The sequence below is a fragment of the uncultured Veillonella sp. genome, assembly GCF_963551295.1.
Taxonomy (GTDB): domain Bacteria; phylum Bacillota; class Negativicutes; order Veillonellales; family Veillonellaceae; genus Veillonella.
On the sequence record NZ_CAUVFT010000002.1, the window covers coordinates 95,449 to 112,722 of the forward strand.

Here is a 17,274-nt window from a genome sequence, read left to right on the forward strand (position 1 = left end):
CGATTCTTGTGGAGGCTATTATGAGACGTCAAGATCGTATGGTTACAAATATAGATGAAATTAAAGGTATTTTAAACGGCACTCGTATCATTCACCTAGGCATGATGGATGGTGATTACCCTTATGTAGTACCTTTACATTTTGGTTATGAAATTGTAGATGATATACTCTACATCTATGTACATGGCCATCATGAGGGGAAGAAGTTTAGTTTGATTCAAGAGAACCCCCATGTATTTATCGAAATTGATGGCCATGATGAAGCCCTCGTATCAGGTGGAGATATTCCTTGTAAATATAGTTCAGTTTATTCCAGTGTAATGGGACGAGGAGAGGCTGTTTATTTAGCGAATATTGATGAAAAAGCTCATGGATTACAGGTGTTGATGAAGCATCAGACTGGTCGAGAATTTACCTTTACTGATGCCATGGTAAACTCTGTGGGCGTAGTTCAAATTAAAGTTGTAGACTATACCGCAAAGAGACGAAGACAGCTTGAACAAGATATTATTATGCCTCCATTAAATAAATAATGGCAAAACATCCTATTGAACTCTATTGTAATATAGCGTTTAGTAGGATGCTTTATTATGTATAACTAGTAAGCATTAAAGCAGTTATTGGCTCAACTATACTTTCACAATAGGAAAGATAAAAGTTTTATGAAGTAGCTAGGGCAACAGAATCGGGGGCATGTTTTTGATATAAATAAGAAAATATATCATTATATGTGTAAAGTATATATCAAGTCTTTATAAAAGGAGAGATCATGAAGAAGCTTCTATATAAGTCCGCTTTAGCTGCTATGGCTGTAGGATTATTGTCTGCGGGGTATGTTTCAGCTGATGTTGTTAATAATTCTATATCTACTGATAATATTGGTGTTTCAGCTACCGTTACAAATGATATGCCTAGAGTTCATCCTGATTCAGCAATTAAAGCATTGCCAAGAAAGACCTTATTAGAGTGGCCTATGAAAACACAAGAAGGAGCCCGTAATTGGAAGGGAATAGAAGAGGCTGCACAGCAACTACCGTATGAGGTCAAAGCACCTAGTTATATACCTTATGGTTATCAGCTCTATACAGCGCGTCAAGATCGAAATGATGTATTAGAGGTTGTATATTACAAAAAAGGTGTGACTATCTATCGGGATGGGAAAAAATATATAGATAGTATTATGGCCTATAGAATGGGATATTCCTTGGATACTGTGAGAGACACACCATATGTTCCATCTGAGTACGGCGATCTTGAATGGTCTAAACCAGGTGATTCTGGTGAGGTTTATTATACAGGTAATCCTGAAACGCATATGGTTCGTAGTATCACGTGGGCGAAGGATGGTATGGCTTATTCCCTATTCTTCTTAGAACAGGTGAAAGAGGCTGATGCGGAATTCTATAAGGACCATGTGGTACCGTTGAAAAGTATTGATAGCTCTCGTTATGAACTAGTTGGTAACTATCCGACAACACCGATTAAACCTAAAACTATTGAAGAAATAAAACAGGAACATGTAGTGCCTATGAAAGCAAAGAGTAGCGTGGTTTATTAAGGGTACGTAATACTCTTGAAAGTCAGTGATCTGAGTTAAAAATGTAATAGATAAGTGATTAACTCGGTAATATATACTTATGAAATATCTAAATTTAGAGAGAGATGAAATTATGAGATTGAAAACAACAAAATCATTATTAGCCATGGGAATACTAGCTGCTGTGGTAAGTAGCTTTGGAGTACAATCAGTTAGTGCATTATCCCCTTTAGTGGATGAAAATGGAAATACTGTTACCATCGATACAGTGGAAAAGAATAAAGAGCTAATGAATCGTTATCGGTGGTATGATCAAGTTGATAATGGTGATATAGTACAGCTTAATGTTGACGCAAGTACAAATTATTTTGGATATGATTTACAAATTCCATCTTATATGCCTGAAGATTATGCAGTACGCGATGTAAAGTCAAGGGACCATGACGTATTAGAAATCGTATATACAGAAACTGGAGCTCATGGAATGTTTGGGCCTAAACTTACCTTCTCTAATACAGATATTGTATATCGTATGGGTTGGGCTATCGATACCGTGGTAAAGCCCATATTGGAAAAGACAAAATACAATGCTGATGATGCAGTTAGCTTTACTACCCCTAATGGAATCCCTGTACATACTTTAGGCTCTAGCAACGATTCTGTTCAAATTGCTTATTGGGAAAAAGATAATAAAGTTCATATGCTCTACTTTGCTTCCTCAAGAAACCAAAACTATGTAAGCAAAATTGTAGACTCTGTAGGGCCTCTTACTAACGTAGCCGCTGATAATACTCGATTACGTGGTGACCGAAATGATAAGCAAAATGTTAAACGAAGTAATGCGCAAAGTGTTAAACAAAATGGTGAACAAGATAGACCTCATTTTGAAACTATTGGTTTGCCACTGCGTACACATACGAATTCTGAGTGGCCTATACTTACGAGTAAATCCATCGGCTTACCTAGCGGTGTAATTGATGCATCTCGTAAGCTGTCCTATAACGTATCTGTACCAAGTTACTTGCCTCTTGGCTATACATACTATGCTACACATTTTTATGATAATGATGTATTAGAAACTGTATATTGGAAGGAAGGTCAAGAATATCAAGAACGCAGCGGGCGTTGGGTAAATCATACGATGGTCTTTCGCATGAGCTACTCTATGGATACGGTATGGCCTAAAGAATATGTTCCAACGGAATACCATGACGTACAGTGGATTGACTCTACGCCAACCGGTGATGTGCAGTATACAGGTAATGTAGATAAGGGCTTAGTACGCAGTATTGCGTGGAGCAAAGATAACATGGCATATTTCTTGTTTTTCCAAGTGCCTGTAAAAGTATCTGAAGCAGAGTTTTATAAAGATCATGTAGTACCATTAAAAAATATTGATTTAAGTCGTACAGACTTAATCGGTGTAAAAACGATTCGTTAATACTAAACCTTAATAAGACTCTATAGCACGATTCGGTGATGCCATACGACGTTAGGATTTAGTAAACGAGTACATAATAAAAAGAACCTATCTCCTAGATATTAGAGTCATATCTTTGGAGATAGGTTCTTTTAGTGGATGTAATTTACATATATTTTGCTCTTACGTGTTAGTGATTTTATAGCTATCAATATAAAGCAGCTTTCACTAATAGCATCATTATGGGCATACGTTAATTAGAAGAATACGTAGCGGATGATAACGAGTAGTGCTAATACGTACATAATCCAGTTAACTTCCTTTGCACGGCCCGCAATGATTTTGAGTAGAGGGTATGCAATAAGACCTGCAGAGATACCGTTAGCGATGCTGTATGTGAATGGCATTAATACGATAACGAGAAATGCAGGGAAGCCTTCTGTCCAATCATCAAAGTCAATATTGCGAATGGCACCTAACATGAGGGCACCTACGATGATAAGAACAGGAGATGTGGCTGCATTTGGAACCAAGGATACCAATGGAGCCAAGAATAAGCAAATTAAGAAAAGTACGCCTGTTGTGACAGCTGTTAAACCTGTACGGCCACCAGCCCCTACACCTGCCGCACTTTCAACGAAAGCCGTAATTGTAGAAGTACCGAGCAATGCACCGGCACTAACACCGATAGCATCTACGGTCATGGCTTTCCCAAGACCTGGGAATTTACCAGATTTAGGATCTGCGATTTTCGCCTCTGTAGCGGTACCAATCAAAGTGCCCATAGAGTCGAATAATTCTACAAATGTGAAGGAGAAGATAATCGTAATTAAGCCCATGTGAAGAGCACCAGGAATATCTAATTGCAGGAATGCTGCTTTGGAGAAATCAGGAATAGCCAATACAGTGAAGTTCTCAGGCATTGTGGAAAGGCCTGTCGCATAGGAGATGATTGTTGTTACTAAAACGCCAATCAAGAGGGAACCTTGAATTTTGCGAGCCATCAATAAAGCTGTAAAGATGAGGCTGAATAGTGCTAACAATGTTTCACCACTGTGCAAATTACCAAGCGTTAAGAGTGCCTCAGATGCTGGAGGGACTAAATTACCATGTGTCTGTACAACCTGACCTAAGGAGTTTGGAGACAAACTAATGGAGATGGCCATCAAGCCGGATAACTTCAAACCGATGATAGAAATGAAGAGACCGATACCAACGGTAATGGCAATTTTCATGGAGGTAGGGATGCCTTCAACAATCATTTGTCGCACCGACGTAAGTGTTAATACGAGGAATACGAGACCTGAAATGAATACCGCACCTAATGCTGTTTGCCAAGATACGCCCATACCGAGAACTACAGTAAAGGAGTAAAATGCCAAGAGGCCAACTCCTGGAGCGAGAGCAATTGGGTAGTTTACGAATAAACCCATAGCAATCGTCACAAGACCTCCACCTAAGGCTGTGGCAATGAGGACCGCATCCTTATCCATACCTGCAAGACTAAGAATGTTTGGCGCCAAGAATAGGATGTACGCCATCGTGATAAACGTAGTGATACCTGCTAAAATTTCTGTTTTAACGGTTGTACCACGTTCACTGAGTTGAAATAATTTATCTAACATTAGATAAAATCCTCCCTATATGAAATTAAAATCATACCTAAATAAAGATATTTCGATATATGTATAGTGTATCATATTTCCCACCATTTTTTGTATGAATTTGTGATATACTATTAATATATTATGAATGATATAGAGGTTAACTTATGAAAATATCTACAAAGGGGCGTTATGCCTTACGGATATTGGCGGATATTGCAGAACATGGGGTAGAAAAAAATGTACCGATTCGTGAGATCGCAGAACGCCAAGGATTTTCCGATAAATACTTAGAGGGGATTGTATCTCGTCTATCCTCCGCGGGCCTCGTTAAAAGTGGACGTGGCAAATACGGTGGATATCGTTTGGTGAAAGATCCATCTGAATACAATGTATATGAAATTTTATATGCCGCAGAGGACTCCATTGCTCTCGTGTCTTGTTTAGAAGATGATGTAGAACCGTGTCCTATGTTTAATGACTGCTTGACAGCTCCATTGTGGCAGTATTTACAAGATGAGTTCCGACATGTTATGGAACATGTTTCCTTGCAAGATGTAATGGATCATAAATTTCCTACGGAATAATTGATAGTCCGAAAACTTTAGTTTGAATAATCTTTGAGGATTACTACATTGTATACCTATATTTTAGGTATTTTTTATGGAAAGAGTCGCGTTTCGTATGCGGCTCTTCTTTATATATGTGATTAGATCTTAGATTAGTTAGATCGATAGAAATTCAAATGGAAATATAATTTAATATATTGGTATGTATATTAGTTTCTATTAGTTTTCTTTACAATTATACGCGGAAGGGAGGTAAATATGAGTTCAACTGAATATGATGCTCGAGGTGGCATGCGAAACGTATGGATTATTACGGCTAGTATGACTGTGCTAGCCATATGTTACACAATGATAATTCCGTTTCTGCCTATATATCTGTTGGAACTCGGTGTTCCTAAGGATGATGTGGCACTTTGGTCAGGTCTCGTCTTTGGCATTACCTTTCTTATCGCTGGCATTATGGCGCCAATTTGGGGTAAAATTGCGGATAACAAGGGCAAGAAGCGGATGGCTCTACGAGCTGGTTTTGCGATTGCCATTAGTTATGTCCTCATTGGTATGGTAACGGATCAGTACCAATTGCTGATGGGGCGTGCCTTAGTTGGGTTCGCTAATGGTTTCTATCCTGCGGCGATGACAATGGTCTCCCTCAGTGTGGATGAGAAACAGGTGGGCCGTGCCCTCGGCATATTCCAAACAGGTCTGATTTTAGGCAATGTTATCGGCCCATTTTTAGGTGGTGCCGTTGAAAGTGTCGTAGGTATGCGCCCTGTATTTTATATATCTGGTATAGCCGTATTCATTGCTACCTTGGCGGTATTGTTTCTTGTAAAAGAACCAAAACTAGAAGTTGAAAATACAACTTCTAAGGAGCAGTCCAAACAGCCGGCACCAGCTACATCCTTGCGAGAAGATTTTAAGTCGGTTCAAAAACAACCTGTATTAGTAAGACTTTTATGGATTTACTTCTTTATGCAATGTGTCATCATGATGCTACAGCCTATTTTGGCGCTTTATGTAGGTGATATGCAAGGTACTATGGAAGGGGCAGCCATCATCTCGGGTACTATCCTCAGTATCGGTGGTTTAGCCGGTTCCTTAACGACTAATCTGTGGGTGCGCCTCGGTGAGCGTCGTGGGTACTTTAGAACCATTTCCTACTGTATGCTTGGTAGTGGTGTTGTTCTCTTACTTCAAAGCTTACCAGTAGGTATCTGGTGGTTTGGTGTACTACAAGTGTTAATTGGCTCTTGTATTGTAGGTATCAACCCATCTTTAAGTGCAGCCGTAACACTTAATACAGATCCAGGCTTTAGAGGTCGCATGTTTGGTATGACGACGACGGCTCAACAATTTGGTTCCATGGTAGGGCCAGTGTTTGCAAGTATTGTATCTACCTATATTGGGATATCCTATGTATTTAGTATTACAGGTTTGCTATTACTCTATATGGGATTCCAATCACGGAAACTATCTGTTCAACATGATAAATATAGTGTGTGAATTAGAGTCTAACAAGCTCCTTACTAATATATATTGGTAAGGAGCTTTTACTTTTTTATGCTTTTTTTATAATACGAGGCTTTCAGGTACAGACCGTTTATTGGTAAGCGGTCTTAATCTAGGGTATAAGAAAAAGTGATGTTAATCGTTAATCTAAGAATACTGTTTTAGTGCATAATAGCAGGCTTTCATACGTTTTTAGTGAATAGCGATTCAATATGAGCCGATTGATTGCTTTTACAAAAATATTGGTATATAGTTAGTTTAAGGTAAGTCATTAGTCTCACCGTGTGGGACAGAAAGGAGTTATTATGGTCCGTATCGGTCATACTGTACTCGGCGAAAAGGGCACAAAAATATGCGTGCCTATTGTGGGCACAACAATGAAAGAGATTCTAGATGCCACCGCGGTCGCATGTAATACACCGTGTCACGTAGTGGAGCTACGCATTGACTATTTCGAGCGGGCCCACTCCATTGACGCTATTATTGAATTATTAATGCTCATCAAGCCACAACTGAAAGGTCGTGGGTTGCTCTTTACATGGCGCACAAAAGGTGAAGGTGGGGAAAGAACGATTTCTACACAAGATTATTTTACAATGCTAGAGCGTTTGATTCCTACAGGATTGGTGGATGCTATCGATATTGAGCTGTTTTTTGATCAAGATAGAATGCTTAAAACGATAGAGTTCGCTAAGGTTCATGGAATCACTATTATCATGAGTAACCATGATTTTCATGGTACACCGAGTCGTGAAGTCATTGTAAATCGACTTATTCAAATGAAAGAGTTCTTGGCCGATGTGCCAAAGATTGCCGTTATGCCTCACACAACTGGTGATGTATTGACGCTACTTGAAGCAACTGCTGAAGTGAAAGCTTTGTATCCTTCGGATCCAATTATTACGATGGCAATGGGAGAACTAGGTGCTGTTACACGCACTGCAGGTGCTCTATTTGGAAATGCCATGACCTTTGCCTCTGCTGGTAAAGCATCGGCGCCAGGTCAAATCGATGTACATGCTTTAAAACGAATTCTAGATACCATCGACGTAGATGGTGTATTTGACGAACAACAACATAAACGGGTAAAAGTGCATTAAAAAAGTCGGCGAAAGCCGACTTTTTTATATGTTTTGTATTTCTTGTAGTATATTCATTTTTGAAGGGCGGATATAAAAAATATATATGTTATTATTAATGACTTTATATAGAATAAGATATTTTTTGTATGATAATTTTCTGTAATTGGTATTACTATTTAAAATAGGATAACGTTCAGGAAAGATAGCTAATGAAGAAATTTTTTGATAAATCAACTTTAATTCTTTTCTGATAAATGAAGAATCTATAATCTGTTGTTCTAGTGAACTTTTGAGATTTACTATATCAGACTTAGCTGTAGGCGTCATAATTACTGTATACTTCATTTCAGCTCTCCATATTTATAAATCTTCAAGGAGTTCATTAAAAATTTTTTCCGCAGGTTCACCAATTCCTTTTTCTGCTTGATTTAGCCCTAATTGTATTCTTGTAGTTAAATCTTCTTCAGTCCAGAAATCATTATTAATAGCATCAATCCATTCTGGACGGAGGATAGTAGGTGGAATATCCTTATTAAATTGTATTTGTTTAGATACAAGTGTAACTGTTTGTGACATGGTTAATCCCATTTCTTTTAGGATTGCTGTAGTAAGTGTTTTTACTTTAGGGTTAATGCGGATGTTAAGAACACCTGTTTTATCAATTGTATCGAAAGCTACTTCTCCTTCATTTGGGGTTACATTTCCGTAGTTTCCATATCTATTGATAGTTTCTGAGGCTTTTAATGTAGTTTGTGGTTGTTCATAGGTGCCGTTGTTGAGTGTGCTTGGTGTAGGTGTTTCATCTATAGGTACCGTTGGTAACGCAATGGCAAACGGAATGCGACGCTCTTTGATGATTTGGCGGAATAGTGCATCTAGCATGGAGGTATAGGATAGACCTTGTGTTTTCAATATACTGGATACCTCTTGTTTTAGATCTTCGTTGATGCGGACTTGTAGGTTTACGGTTTTCATAGTATCTCCTATTTTATGGATAATGTTATACATATTGATTATAGATATAGTGTTTAATGTATTTTAACGCTTTACATAAAAGATATTTCTTTCTAAACAGTATTTTTACAATAATATTTTTATAAAGCTATAGCCTTAAAATATATCTACAAAACATATTTTGTAAAAAATAATTCTGTACTTGTAATTACATTGTAATTGCAAATGATGGTTTTTACAAATATATATAATACATAGGACACATAAAAAAGCAGTAGTTATCTTTAGGATAGCTACTGCTTTTCAGTTTATATCATTGATGTCATGATATGAGTTTTAGTTTTATCTAAGAATACAGATGTAAATGCTCTCACTTCTAAAGATGTAGAAGCCCTTACTTATATAGAGGAAACAATCTAATAAATACCGTTATATAAACTCTTACAATAAGTTTGCTTCGAAGTCTTCTAGTATAGCCGCCACTGTTTCCGGTGCATTGTGATTATGCTCTACGATGCATTGGGCAAAGCTTTCATACATTGGAGTGCGATTTTCTTCGAGTTCACGTAAGCGTTTTATGCCACCACCGGATAGGACACGACCTGAAGTAGATAGTTTTTCCACCGGTTGTGTCAATTGGTAAATACGACCATTTTGGCGTAGATGTGCAAAGTTTTTTGGTACTGTAACGCAGCCACCACCGGTGGAGATAACAATACCTGTTTTCGTCCCTAGTTTAGCAATCATTTCCGCTTCTTTTTCGCGGAATGCTACTTCCCCTTGTTCCGTAATATATTTGGAAATATCACCGATTTCTTTTGCTAACTCTTGATCGACATCAATACAAGTACGGCCCATCTCTTTGCCAATTGCTTTGCCTACTGTTGTTTTACCAACTCCAGGCATGCCGATGAGGATGATATTTTCCTTTTCACGGCGCATATCTCGCAAGATTTGCTCGATTTCCTTGGTGCCAAAGCTTTCACCTTGGAAATGATTAGCCGCCTCAACGCCTTGTGCCACGAGGAAGGGTAGTCCATCACAGTGAGGAATATCCAGCATTTCTGCTTGTAACAGCAATACTGTACGGCGAGGATTGTAGATGAGATCCACAACGCCTTCTAATTTGGAGAATTGCATAATATCTATCAGGCTAGCCGGATTATGTGGATACATACCGATAGGCGTGCAGTTAATGATAATCTGCGTTGTTTCGTAGTAATTAGGTGCATCGGTATAGAGCGGAGCTGTTTTACGGGATAGATGCGTGATGCTCTTAGCACCTAGATCTTCAAGAGCCACGTGAACGGTAGCAGAAGATGCGCCATCGCCAAGGATGATGCATTCCTTACCAGATACATCGATACCAGCGTGTTTTAGGGTGAATACAAATCCATCGTAGTCTGTATTGTAACCATGCCATTTGCCGTCTTTACGGATCATTGTGTTTACACAGCCAATGCGTTCCGCGCGAGGGTCAACTACATCGCAAGCCTCAAGGGCATTAACCTTGTAAGGAAAGGTAATATTAATACCTTGTAATTCTGGATTTGCAAAGAACTCTTGCAGTTGGCTCGGTTCTCGTTCAAATAATTCATAATTAGTATTTCCTAAAGCATTGTGGATGCGTGGGGAAAAGCTATGGCCCAACGTACGGCCAAGTAAACCAAATTTCATAGGACCTCCTAGGTCAATATACACAAAATGGCTAATAGGCTGTCACCTATTAGCCATTGGAGTTTTAAAACTATATCCATTGTACTATATATGTCATTAATAAGCACTACCATAGAGGAAAATATTAATTTTCAGGATAATTACCGAGCAAGCGGAATTTATCTTGCGATGCGTGGAGCTCTGCCAACACGGAGAGTACTTTTGGATCTGCTAAGGATGCTTCCAAATCGAGGTAGAACAAGAATTCAAAGTTATGTCCTACGATAGGGCGGGATTCGAGTTTTGTAAGGTTCACACCGATGTTAGCAAATTTGGTGAGCAATGTACCAAGGCCCCCTGGAGCATGGCTTGCTGTCGTTACTACTGAGATTTTATTAGCTCCTGGGTATACGTGAAAGTCCTTACTAATACAGATAAAGCGCGTATAGTTGTTGTCGCTATTTTGGATGTTTCTCAATAATGGAGACAAATTATATAGGTCTGCACATTGAGGTGCTGCGATAGCTGCCACCCCTGGGTCATCACTAGCCGCTACGAGCTGTGCAGCTCGAGCCGTGTTGTCATAGGAGCGTAATTCTACACCTTCTAACTTATCTAGGAAGTGACTGCATTGGCCCAACGCTTGAGGGTGGGAAATTATGGTGTGAATGTCTTCTAGTTTTGTTCCTTTTTTTACGAGCAAGTCATGAGAAATCCAAAGGCGCGTGCCGCGAACGATATAGCATTTGCGCTCTTCTAAGAGGTCATATACTTCTTTTACAGAACCATTGGAGCTATTTTCAATAGGTAATACACCGAATTGACATTCGCCTGACTCTACGGCATCGAATACGGCACGGAAACCCGTTACATAATGGATTTGGCTGAGGGGTAATAATTTATCACACGCCATTTGAGCATTGCTGCCGAATACGCCGGCGCAAGCTACACTGCCCCGTTGAGGTGGCAAAGTAGGGGATTGCTCAATGGCTTTTTTCATTTTTAAAGTGAATTCATTGTCTTGGAATAGTTGCTCAGATTGGTATGTACGACTCAAGCTAAATAATGCTTCAAAAAAGCGTCGTGCATATAGATCGAGGTCTGGACCTGCATCTTTTGTTACCTTGTCGAGGATGTCGCGCTCTCGTTTGGCATCGTAAATAGCCTTATTCATTTCTTTTTTTGCAGCCGCTACGTCCTTAGAGAGTTCCATGCGCTCTTTGAAGAGGGCGAGCATTTGGTCGTTTATATCGTTAATCTTAACGCGTACTTCATCTAAGTTCATGGTCAATATCTCCTAAGAAATCAAGAATGACAAGAGCTGTAACGGCTTCGATAACAGGTATGGCACGAAGCGCTACACATGGGTCGTGACGACCTTTAATGATGAGTAATGTGTCCTCTTTTTGTGAAAGAGACACAGAATGTTGTTCCTTATAAATGGATGGAGTAGGCTTTATACCTACTTGCATAACGAGAGGCAAGCCGTTGGTGATACCGCCTTGAATACCACCGCTATTATTGGTAGTTGTTGTGATTATATCGCCGTCCATGGTGAAAGCATCGTTCACTTCTGATCCAAGACGAGAGCACATGTCGAAGCCACCGCCAAAGGACACGCCTTTGATGGCAGGTACGCCAAAGATCACGCGAGCTAATCGGTTTTCAATGCCGTCAAAGTTTGGATTGCCAAGTCCGATTGGTAGACCTGTAGCCACAACCTCAACGATACCACCGGTAGAGTCGCCGTCTTTTTTTAGTTTCATGACTAAGTTTTCTACTTCAGGACGCTTGTCTGCATCGACCATAGCGATAGTTTCGGTAGCTATTTTGGCAAGTGCTTTCATATCTGGATGAACCATATCGATAGGAGTATCTTGGATTGTACCAACTTGTTTTAAATGGCCGTGAATTTCGATACCTTTTTCACGCAATAACTGTAGTGCAATGCCACCAGCTACGCAAAGAGGTGCTGTAAGACGTGCCGAGAAGTGGCCGCCACCGCGCATATCTACCTTGTCACCATAGCGCATGCGAGCCGTAAAATCCGCATGAGATGGGCGAGGAATGTCGCGTAAGTTATTGTAATCACCGGAGTGCTGCGATGTATTGCGAATCATAAATGCTAATGGAGATCCACTGAGCATGCCATCTACCATACCTGATAAGAATTCAGGTATATCGGCTTCTTTACGTTGCGTTTGTAATTGGTTTTGACCTGGCGCACGGCGCTTTAAGAAGGCTTGTAGCTCGTCGATGTCGATGGTATGTCCACAAGGGAGGCCTTCCACGATACCACCGATGGCGTACCCATGAGACGCACCAAAGGTAGATACTTGTATGGTTTTACCGAAATTAGATGCCATTATATTTACTCCTACTTATAGTATGTATGACTAGTATTGTTATCTATTGAAACGCATTAGCTATGATTAGGTAGCTATATTGGTTGTGCATTGCCACCTAGTATGTTCCAGTCCTCAAAGAAGTCAGGATAGGATTTTGTGATAGCTTGGCTATCTTTTAATATCACAGGATTTTCACTGATGAGGGCCATCAATGTACCTGCCATAACAAGGCGATGGTCGTTAACACAATCACCTTGTCCTCCTTTTAGTATACCACTACCGATGATATATAGGTCATCACCATCTTCGCGAACCGTGCCTCCTAAATCTCTGACGAGATTAGCAACGGCTTCGAGGCGATCGGATTCTTTCAAGCGTAGGCGCGCGCCCTTAACAAAGGAGCTTTCACCTTGGATAGAGCAAGCGAGGGCGGCCATAACTGGCAACATATCGGGCATTTGCTCGAGGTCGGCATGGATTGGTTTTACTGCACGGCCTGTAATGGTTACGTTCATTCCATTCCATACCACATCACAACCGGCATCAATCATAACTTGCATGATGCGGCGGTCAGCTTGTACAGAATTCTTGTTCATACCCGTAATGGTAATAGGTTTGCCTGTCATAGCGGCGGCCACCATCCAAATCGCTGTATTGGACCAATCTCCTTCGATTTGGTAATCGTTCTGTCCTTTAAAAGTAGCATTAGCAGCTACCGTAAAGGATTCTTGGACTGTATCAGAGGCAGGTATATGGTCGACTGTTACGCCGAAGTCTGCCATCGTCGTAGTCGTCAATGTTACATAGTCGCTAGATTGAAGTGGCGTAGTAGATGTAATTGTAGCACCTCCACATTGTGGAGCTGCTAATAATAATCCAGAGAAAAATTGGCTACTCACATCGCCAACCATACCGAACTCTCCACCTTGGAGACGACCTGTCATGGTGAATGGTGGTTTATCTTGGGAGAATGTTACGCCGTGAGCTTTCATTTCACCGAGCATGGGCTCTAAAGGACGATCTGGTAAACGACCTTTCGCATCCACATCTACCTCATTACAAATGGAGGCTGCCACTGGTAACAAGAGGCGCAATGTAGTACCCGATTCATGGGGAACCACATTGCCTTTATGGGGCGCAGGATTAGGTGTAACAGTGACAACTTTATTTTCATACACAACGTGTGCGCCTAAGCCTCGTAAGGAGTCCATAGTAGCATCGATGTCTTTAGAGGTGCGGCTCAGCAATATCGTAGAAGGCGAGCTAGCAAGAGCGGCGCAAATCAACGCGCGGTGCGCATGAGCTTTTGCTGGGATGGACGCGATAGTCCCTGAAGGAACAGCGTTCGTTACGGAATGCATATAAATCTCCTTTATATCTCAGGTAAACCTTATTTTAGAAATAACAATCTATAAGACTATAAGCGGATAGCAGCCTTAGACTCGATAGGGAATATACCGATTATACTAATCAAGATAGGTAGCAAGTTCCTCGTGCGTTACTACCTTGAGTTCGCTGTGACCATAGCTAGTAGGTACTACGATTTTAATGGTTGCTCCTTCGCTTTTTTTGTCGTGCTTAGCGGCAGCTAGAATCTCTTCTTTGCTTATCGTTGTTGTGGTTGGCAAATCGTGTGCTTTGATGAGGGCCTTTAATTTCTCTAAGGCCTCCGTATCTAATTCTCCATGTTTGACAGCACCTTGTGCCATGAGGACCATGCCAATGGCAACGGCATAGCCATGATGCACTTCAAAGTGGCTCGCTTTTTCAATACCGTGACCAAAGGTATGACCAAGGTTTAGGAGGGCACGTATGCCAGACTCGCGTTCGTCTTGTTCCACGATATCCGCTTTTGCTTGTACGCAACGGGCAATAACGCCACTTACACTATTGCGATGTTTAATTAATGGTCTGTTCTCGAGTTGAGTGAGCAAACCCGGTACGTCGAGGAAGCCGTATTTGATAATTTCACCGCACCCATTAATCCATTCCATTTTAGGCAATGAATTGAGTGTAGCTGGATCACAGAGAACAAGGATAGGTTGTTTGAAAGCGCCCCATAGGTTTTTCCCAGCTTCGAGATTGACCGCTGTTTTACCACCTACAGACGAGTCTACTGCGGCTAATAGAGATGTAGGAACCTGAACATAGTCGATACCACGTAAATAGGTCGCTGCCGCAAAGCCCGCCATATCGCCTACAACACCGCCGCCAAGGGCGATGAGCAAGTCTTTGCGAGTCAATGATTGGGCTGCCATGTATTCTACTAAATCGATGAGTTGATGAGCATTTTTGGAGCTTTCACCAGCAGGGAAAACATAATCACAAACAGCATAACCCGCATGTTCCATATTAGCTTTCACAGAGTCCAAATAGTGAGGTGCCACGTTGCTATCGCTGACGATGATAACACGGCAATTTGGTTTTAATGGTTTAATATAATCGGTGATGCGTTGTAAAGCGCCTTCCTCGATGACAACGTCATAGGGTGTGGATGCGTTAATGTGAATGCGAGTCATAACGGTTCCTTTCTTAAAAGAATAAGCTAGTATCTATTATAACGGATACTAGCTTATTTGTGTGATATGTAAGATTATTTAGTGCATTCTACCAATGCTTGGCGTAACGCGTTAATTTCTTTCATAAGGCTAGTGAATTGGTCTGGACGTAATGCTTGAGGGCCGTCACACAATGCTTTGGATGGATCATTGTGAACTTCGATCATAAGGCCGTCTGCACCGCCGCCTACGGATGCAAGTGAAAGCGGACGAACCATGCGGCTCATACCTGCTGCGTGGCTAGGGTCCATGATAATTGGCAAGTGAGATAATTCATGCATCATAGGAATTGCCGTTACATCTAAGGTGTTGCGAGTCTTAGTTTCGAATGTGCGGATACCGCGTTCGCATAATACGATTTGTTCATTGCCTTCGGACATGATGTACTCAGCAGCCATCAACCATTCTTCGTATGTTGCAGATAAACCACGTTTTAAAAGAACTGGTTTATTTAATTTGCCCACTTCTTTTAAAAGCGTGAAATTTTGCATATTACGAGCACCGATTTGAAGCATATCTACATTATCGAAGTATTGTAATTGGGAGATATCCATAACCTCGGAAACGATAGGAAGACCTGTTTCTTTTTTAGCAAGCTCTAATAACTCTAAGCCTTCTGGGCCCATGCCTTGGAAGGAGTATGGGGATGTACGAGGTTTGAAAGCGCCGCCACGAAGGATGGTAGCACCAGCTTCTTTACATGCTTTAGCAGTGGCTAATACTTGTTCAGGTGTTTCCACTGAGCAAGGACCGGCAATTACTGCGAAGTGACCACCACCGATGAGGACACCACCAACATTGATTACAGAATCATCTGGATGGAATTTGCGGTTTGCTTTTTTGTATGGCTCTTGAATGCGAGTTACTTTATCTACGAAATCTAGAGACTCGATTTGACGGGCATCAAGAGATGCAGTATCACCGATAAGTCCTAGAATATTGTATCGAGTACCTTCTACTGGATGGATAACGAATCCTTGAGCCTCTAATTCACCGCGTAAACGGGATACTTCTTCCGCTGCTGCGTTTTGTTTCAATGTAATAATCATGATAATACCTCCTTGTAACTACAGTGAATAGTAGGGCTTACCATACGGATAGCAAACAAAAAAGGGCTACCCGTAAGCTAATACGGGTAGCCCTTTAACTATTCTGTGAGCAACTAATGTTGAAAAATCCTTAATTAGCGCATTACAAATAGTTCCTTACCCGTACGTTGGATAAAGAACCAATAAAAGTATTGTTTTGTTGCGAGGCTAATTTGGTTAGTCATCTTTGGTTGCTCCTTTCTAAAATGTTGGGTATAGTATAAACCCAAATGATAAAATTATGCAATACTTAAAAGCGAACTTCATGTAAATTTTAGAAAATAGTTGTGATGGGACTCAGTCAGATATGATTTCTTTTGTGAAAACTACGAGGCTTTTGATATAATGATTATAAATATTCTTGAGGTGTTTATAAAGGTCTTTTGTAATATGTTTTGATATCTTTACGAATGTATTTAGAAGCAGAAAGGGTACCATATGATAATTCAAATATTAGATCATATCACCGATGAAATAAAACAAATTCGTATCGATGTGTTTATGAAAGAACAAGGCTTTTCAAAAGAGTTCGATGAAATAGATGAGACTGCAAAATTCGTTCTCTTATCTATTGATGGTAAGGCAGCCGGTACATGCAGATATTTTCCTGGTAAAGAGGTGGGCTCTGCGTATATCGGACGTCTAGCGGTTCGTAGAGAATTTCGTGGGCAACGATTGGGGGCTACCATAATGATTGCTGCAGAGAATACTATTCGTAAAGCAGGATTTAAAACTTGCGGTCTATCTGCACAGGTACAGGCTAGACCATTCTACGAATCCCTTGGATATAAAGCAGAAGGGGATGAATACCTTGATGAAGATTGTCCACATATTTTCATGCGAAAAGTTTTATAAGTCGTTATATAATAAATATAAGTGGATACTTATATGAAATAGATTCCTATATGATACGTAATGGTTAATAGGTAAGTTAATTTATTTTTGGTTA

General features: G+C 40.4%; 16 protein-coding genes. 7 read left to right on the plus strand and 9 right to left on the minus strand.

All coding sequences use genetic code 11. The features are described from left to right. The first annotated feature begins 20 nt into the window (after window positions 1–20). From RYO55_RS00835 to RYO55_RS00845, 3 genes are all read left to right on the plus strand, one after another. Window positions 21–533: a pyridoxamine 5'-phosphate oxidase family protein gene (locus RYO55_RS00835; protein WP_314983752.1), complete on the plus strand. Its 513-nt coding sequence runs from the start codon at window positions 21–23 to the stop codon at window positions 531–533. A 236-nt stretch (window positions 534–769) separates the two neighbouring features. Beyond that, window positions 770–1,558, plus strand: a complete 789-nt coding sequence (locus RYO55_RS00840) for a hypothetical protein (RefSeq protein ID WP_314983753.1) — start codon at window positions 770–772, stop codon at window positions 1,556–1,558. Window positions 1,559–1,670: 112 nt separating this feature from the next. After that, on the plus strand, window positions 1,671–2,978 hold the full coding sequence (locus RYO55_RS00845) for a hypothetical protein (RefSeq protein ID WP_314983754.1): 1,308 nt from the start codon (window positions 1,671–1,673) through the stop codon (window positions 2,976–2,978). Between the two features lie 236 nt (window positions 2,979–3,214). On the opposite strand, the gene RYO55_RS00850 is transcribed toward RYO55_RS00845, so the two are convergent. Beyond that, complete coding sequence (locus RYO55_RS00850) at window positions 3,215–4,582, minus strand: NCS2 family permease (protein WP_314983755.1); 1,368 nt, start codon at window positions 4,580–4,582, stop codon at window positions 3,215–3,217. 146 nt (window positions 4,583–4,728) lie between these two features. On the opposite strand from RYO55_RS00850, the gene RYO55_RS00855 reads away from it, so the two are divergent. The 3 genes from RYO55_RS00855 (at window position 4,729) to aroD (ending at window position 7,739) form a co-directional block, all read left to right on the plus strand. Continuing rightward, a complete protein-coding gene (locus RYO55_RS00855; protein WP_008602288.1) occupies window positions 4,729–5,148 on the plus strand; it encodes an Rrf2 family transcriptional regulator in 420 nt (139 codons plus the stop codon). Between the two features lie 240 nt (window positions 5,149–5,388). Further along, the gene (locus RYO55_RS00860; protein WP_314983756.1) at window positions 5,389–6,633 is read left to right on the plus strand and encodes an MFS transporter; all 1,245 of its coding nucleotides are present in this window, start codon (window positions 5,389–5,391) and stop codon (window positions 6,631–6,633) included. Between the two features lie 311 nt (window positions 6,634–6,944). Continuing rightward, window positions 6,945–7,739, plus strand: coding sequence for a type I 3-dehydroquinate dehydratase (gene aroD, locus RYO55_RS00865; protein WP_314983757.1), 795 nt, complete (start codon window positions 6,945–6,947; stop codon window positions 7,737–7,739). 24 nt (window positions 7,740–7,763) lie between these two features. Here aroD and RYO55_RS00870 read toward each other — a convergent pair whose 3' ends face one another. From RYO55_RS00870 to aroF, 8 genes are all read right to left on the minus strand, one after another. Continuing rightward, window positions 7,764–8,066, minus strand: coding sequence for a type II toxin-antitoxin system RelE/ParE family toxin (locus RYO55_RS00870; protein WP_314983759.1), 303 nt, complete (start codon window positions 8,064–8,066; stop codon window positions 7,764–7,766). 15 nt (window positions 8,067–8,081) lie between these two features. After that, window positions 8,082–8,696 carry a type II toxin-antitoxin system RelB/DinJ family antitoxin gene (locus RYO55_RS00875; RefSeq protein WP_314983760.1) on the minus strand — a complete coding sequence of 205 codons (615 nt, stop codon included), beginning with the start codon at window positions 8,694–8,696 and terminating at the stop codon, window positions 8,082–8,084. Between the two features lie 420 nt (window positions 8,697–9,116). Continuing rightward, window positions 9,117–10,352: a shikimate kinase gene (locus tag RYO55_RS00880; protein WP_314983761.1), complete on the minus strand. Its 1,236-nt coding sequence runs from the start codon at window positions 10,350–10,352 to the stop codon at window positions 9,117–9,119. Between the two features lie 124 nt (window positions 10,353–10,476). Beyond that, window positions 10,477–11,616: a bifunctional chorismate mutase/prephenate dehydratase gene (locus RYO55_RS00885; RefSeq protein WP_008602300.1), complete on the minus strand. Its 1,140-nt coding sequence runs from the start codon at window positions 11,614–11,616 to the stop codon at window positions 10,477–10,479. After that, a complete protein-coding gene (gene aroC, locus RYO55_RS00890; protein WP_302497935.1) occupies window positions 11,603–12,697 on the minus strand; it encodes a chorismate synthase in 1,095 nt (364 codons plus the stop codon). The genes RYO55_RS00885 and aroC overlap by 14 nt, the downstream gene beginning before the upstream one ends. Window positions 12,698–12,771: 74 nt before the next feature. Further along, window positions 12,772–14,040, minus strand: a complete 1,269-nt coding sequence (gene aroA, locus RYO55_RS00895; RefSeq protein WP_308521820.1) for a 3-phosphoshikimate 1-carboxyvinyltransferase — start codon at window positions 14,038–14,040, stop codon at window positions 12,772–12,774. Window positions 14,041–14,145: 105 nt separating this feature from the next. Beyond that, complete coding sequence (gene aroB, locus RYO55_RS00900) at window positions 14,146–15,198, minus strand: 3-dehydroquinate synthase (RefSeq protein WP_295814876.1); 1,053 nt, start codon at window positions 15,196–15,198, stop codon at window positions 14,146–14,148. Between the two features lie 74 nt (window positions 15,199–15,272). Further along, window positions 15,273–16,286, minus strand: coding sequence for a 3-deoxy-7-phosphoheptulonate synthase (aroF, locus tag RYO55_RS00905; RefSeq protein WP_314983763.1), 1,014 nt, complete (start codon window positions 16,284–16,286; stop codon window positions 15,273–15,275). 477 nt (window positions 16,287–16,763) lie between these two features. Here aroF and RYO55_RS00910 point away from each other — a divergent pair, with 477 nt between their 5' ends. Next, window positions 16,764–17,180, plus strand: coding sequence for a GNAT family N-acetyltransferase (locus RYO55_RS00910; protein WP_314983765.1), 417 nt, complete (start codon window positions 16,764–16,766; stop codon window positions 17,178–17,180). Window positions 17,181–17,274 lie beyond the last annotated feature (94 nt).

What these genes read in the sequence shown, in the direction of transcription:
- RYO55_RS00910 (WP_314983765.1), top strand. Translation starts at nt 16,764, where the DNA reads ATGATAATTCAAATATTAGATCATATCACCGATGAAATAAAACAAATT.
- aroD (WP_314983757.1), top strand. Translation starts at nt 6,945, where the DNA reads ATGGTCCGTATCGGTCATACTGTACTCGGCGAAAAGGGCACAAAAATA.
- aroC (WP_302497935.1), bottom strand. Translation starts at nt 12,697, where the DNA reads ATGGCATCTAATTTCGGTAAAACCATACAAGTATCTACCTTTGGTGCG.
- RYO55_RS00840 (WP_314983753.1), top strand. Translation starts at nt 770, where the DNA reads ATGAAGAAGCTTCTATATAAGTCCGCTTTAGCTGCTATGGCTGTAGGA.
- RYO55_RS00845 (WP_314983754.1), top strand. Translation starts at nt 1,671, where the DNA reads ATGAGATTGAAAACAACAAAATCATTATTAGCCATGGGAATACTAGCT.
- RYO55_RS00860 (WP_314983756.1), top strand. Translation starts at nt 5,389, where the DNA reads ATGAGTTCAACTGAATATGATGCTCGAGGTGGCATGCGAAACGTATGG.
- RYO55_RS00880 (WP_314983761.1), bottom strand. Translation starts at nt 10,352, where the DNA reads ATGAAATTTGGTTTACTTGGCCGTACGTTGGGCCATAGCTTTTCCCCA.
- aroB (WP_295814876.1), bottom strand. Translation starts at nt 15,198, where the DNA reads ATGACTCGCATTCACATTAACGCATCCACACCCTATGACGTTGTCATC.
- RYO55_RS00870 (WP_314983759.1), bottom strand. Translation starts at nt 8,066, where the DNA reads ATGAAGTATACAGTAATTATGACGCCTACAGCTAAGTCTGATATAGTA.
- aroA (WP_308521820.1), bottom strand. Translation starts at nt 14,040, where the DNA reads ATGCATTCCGTAACGAACGCTGTTCCTTCAGGGACTATCGCGTCCATC.
- RYO55_RS00875 (WP_314983760.1), bottom strand. Translation starts at nt 8,696, where the DNA reads ATGAAAACCGTAAACCTACAAGTCCGCATCAACGAAGATCTAAAACAA.
- RYO55_RS00885 (WP_008602300.1), bottom strand. Translation starts at nt 11,616, where the DNA reads ATGAACTTAGATGAAGTACGCGTTAAGATTAACGATATAAACGACCAA.
- RYO55_RS00850 (WP_314983755.1), bottom strand. Translation starts at nt 4,582, where the DNA reads ATGTTAGATAAATTATTTCAACTCAGTGAACGTGGTACAACCGTTAAA.
- RYO55_RS00835 (WP_314983752.1), top strand. Translation starts at nt 21, where the DNA reads ATGAGACGTCAAGATCGTATGGTTACAAATATAGATGAAATTAAAGGT.
- RYO55_RS00855 (WP_008602288.1), top strand. Translation starts at nt 4,729, where the DNA reads ATGAAAATATCTACAAAGGGGCGTTATGCCTTACGGATATTGGCGGAT.
- aroF (WP_314983763.1), bottom strand. Translation starts at nt 16,286, where the DNA reads ATGATTATTACATTGAAACAAAACGCAGCAGCGGAAGAAGTATCCCGT.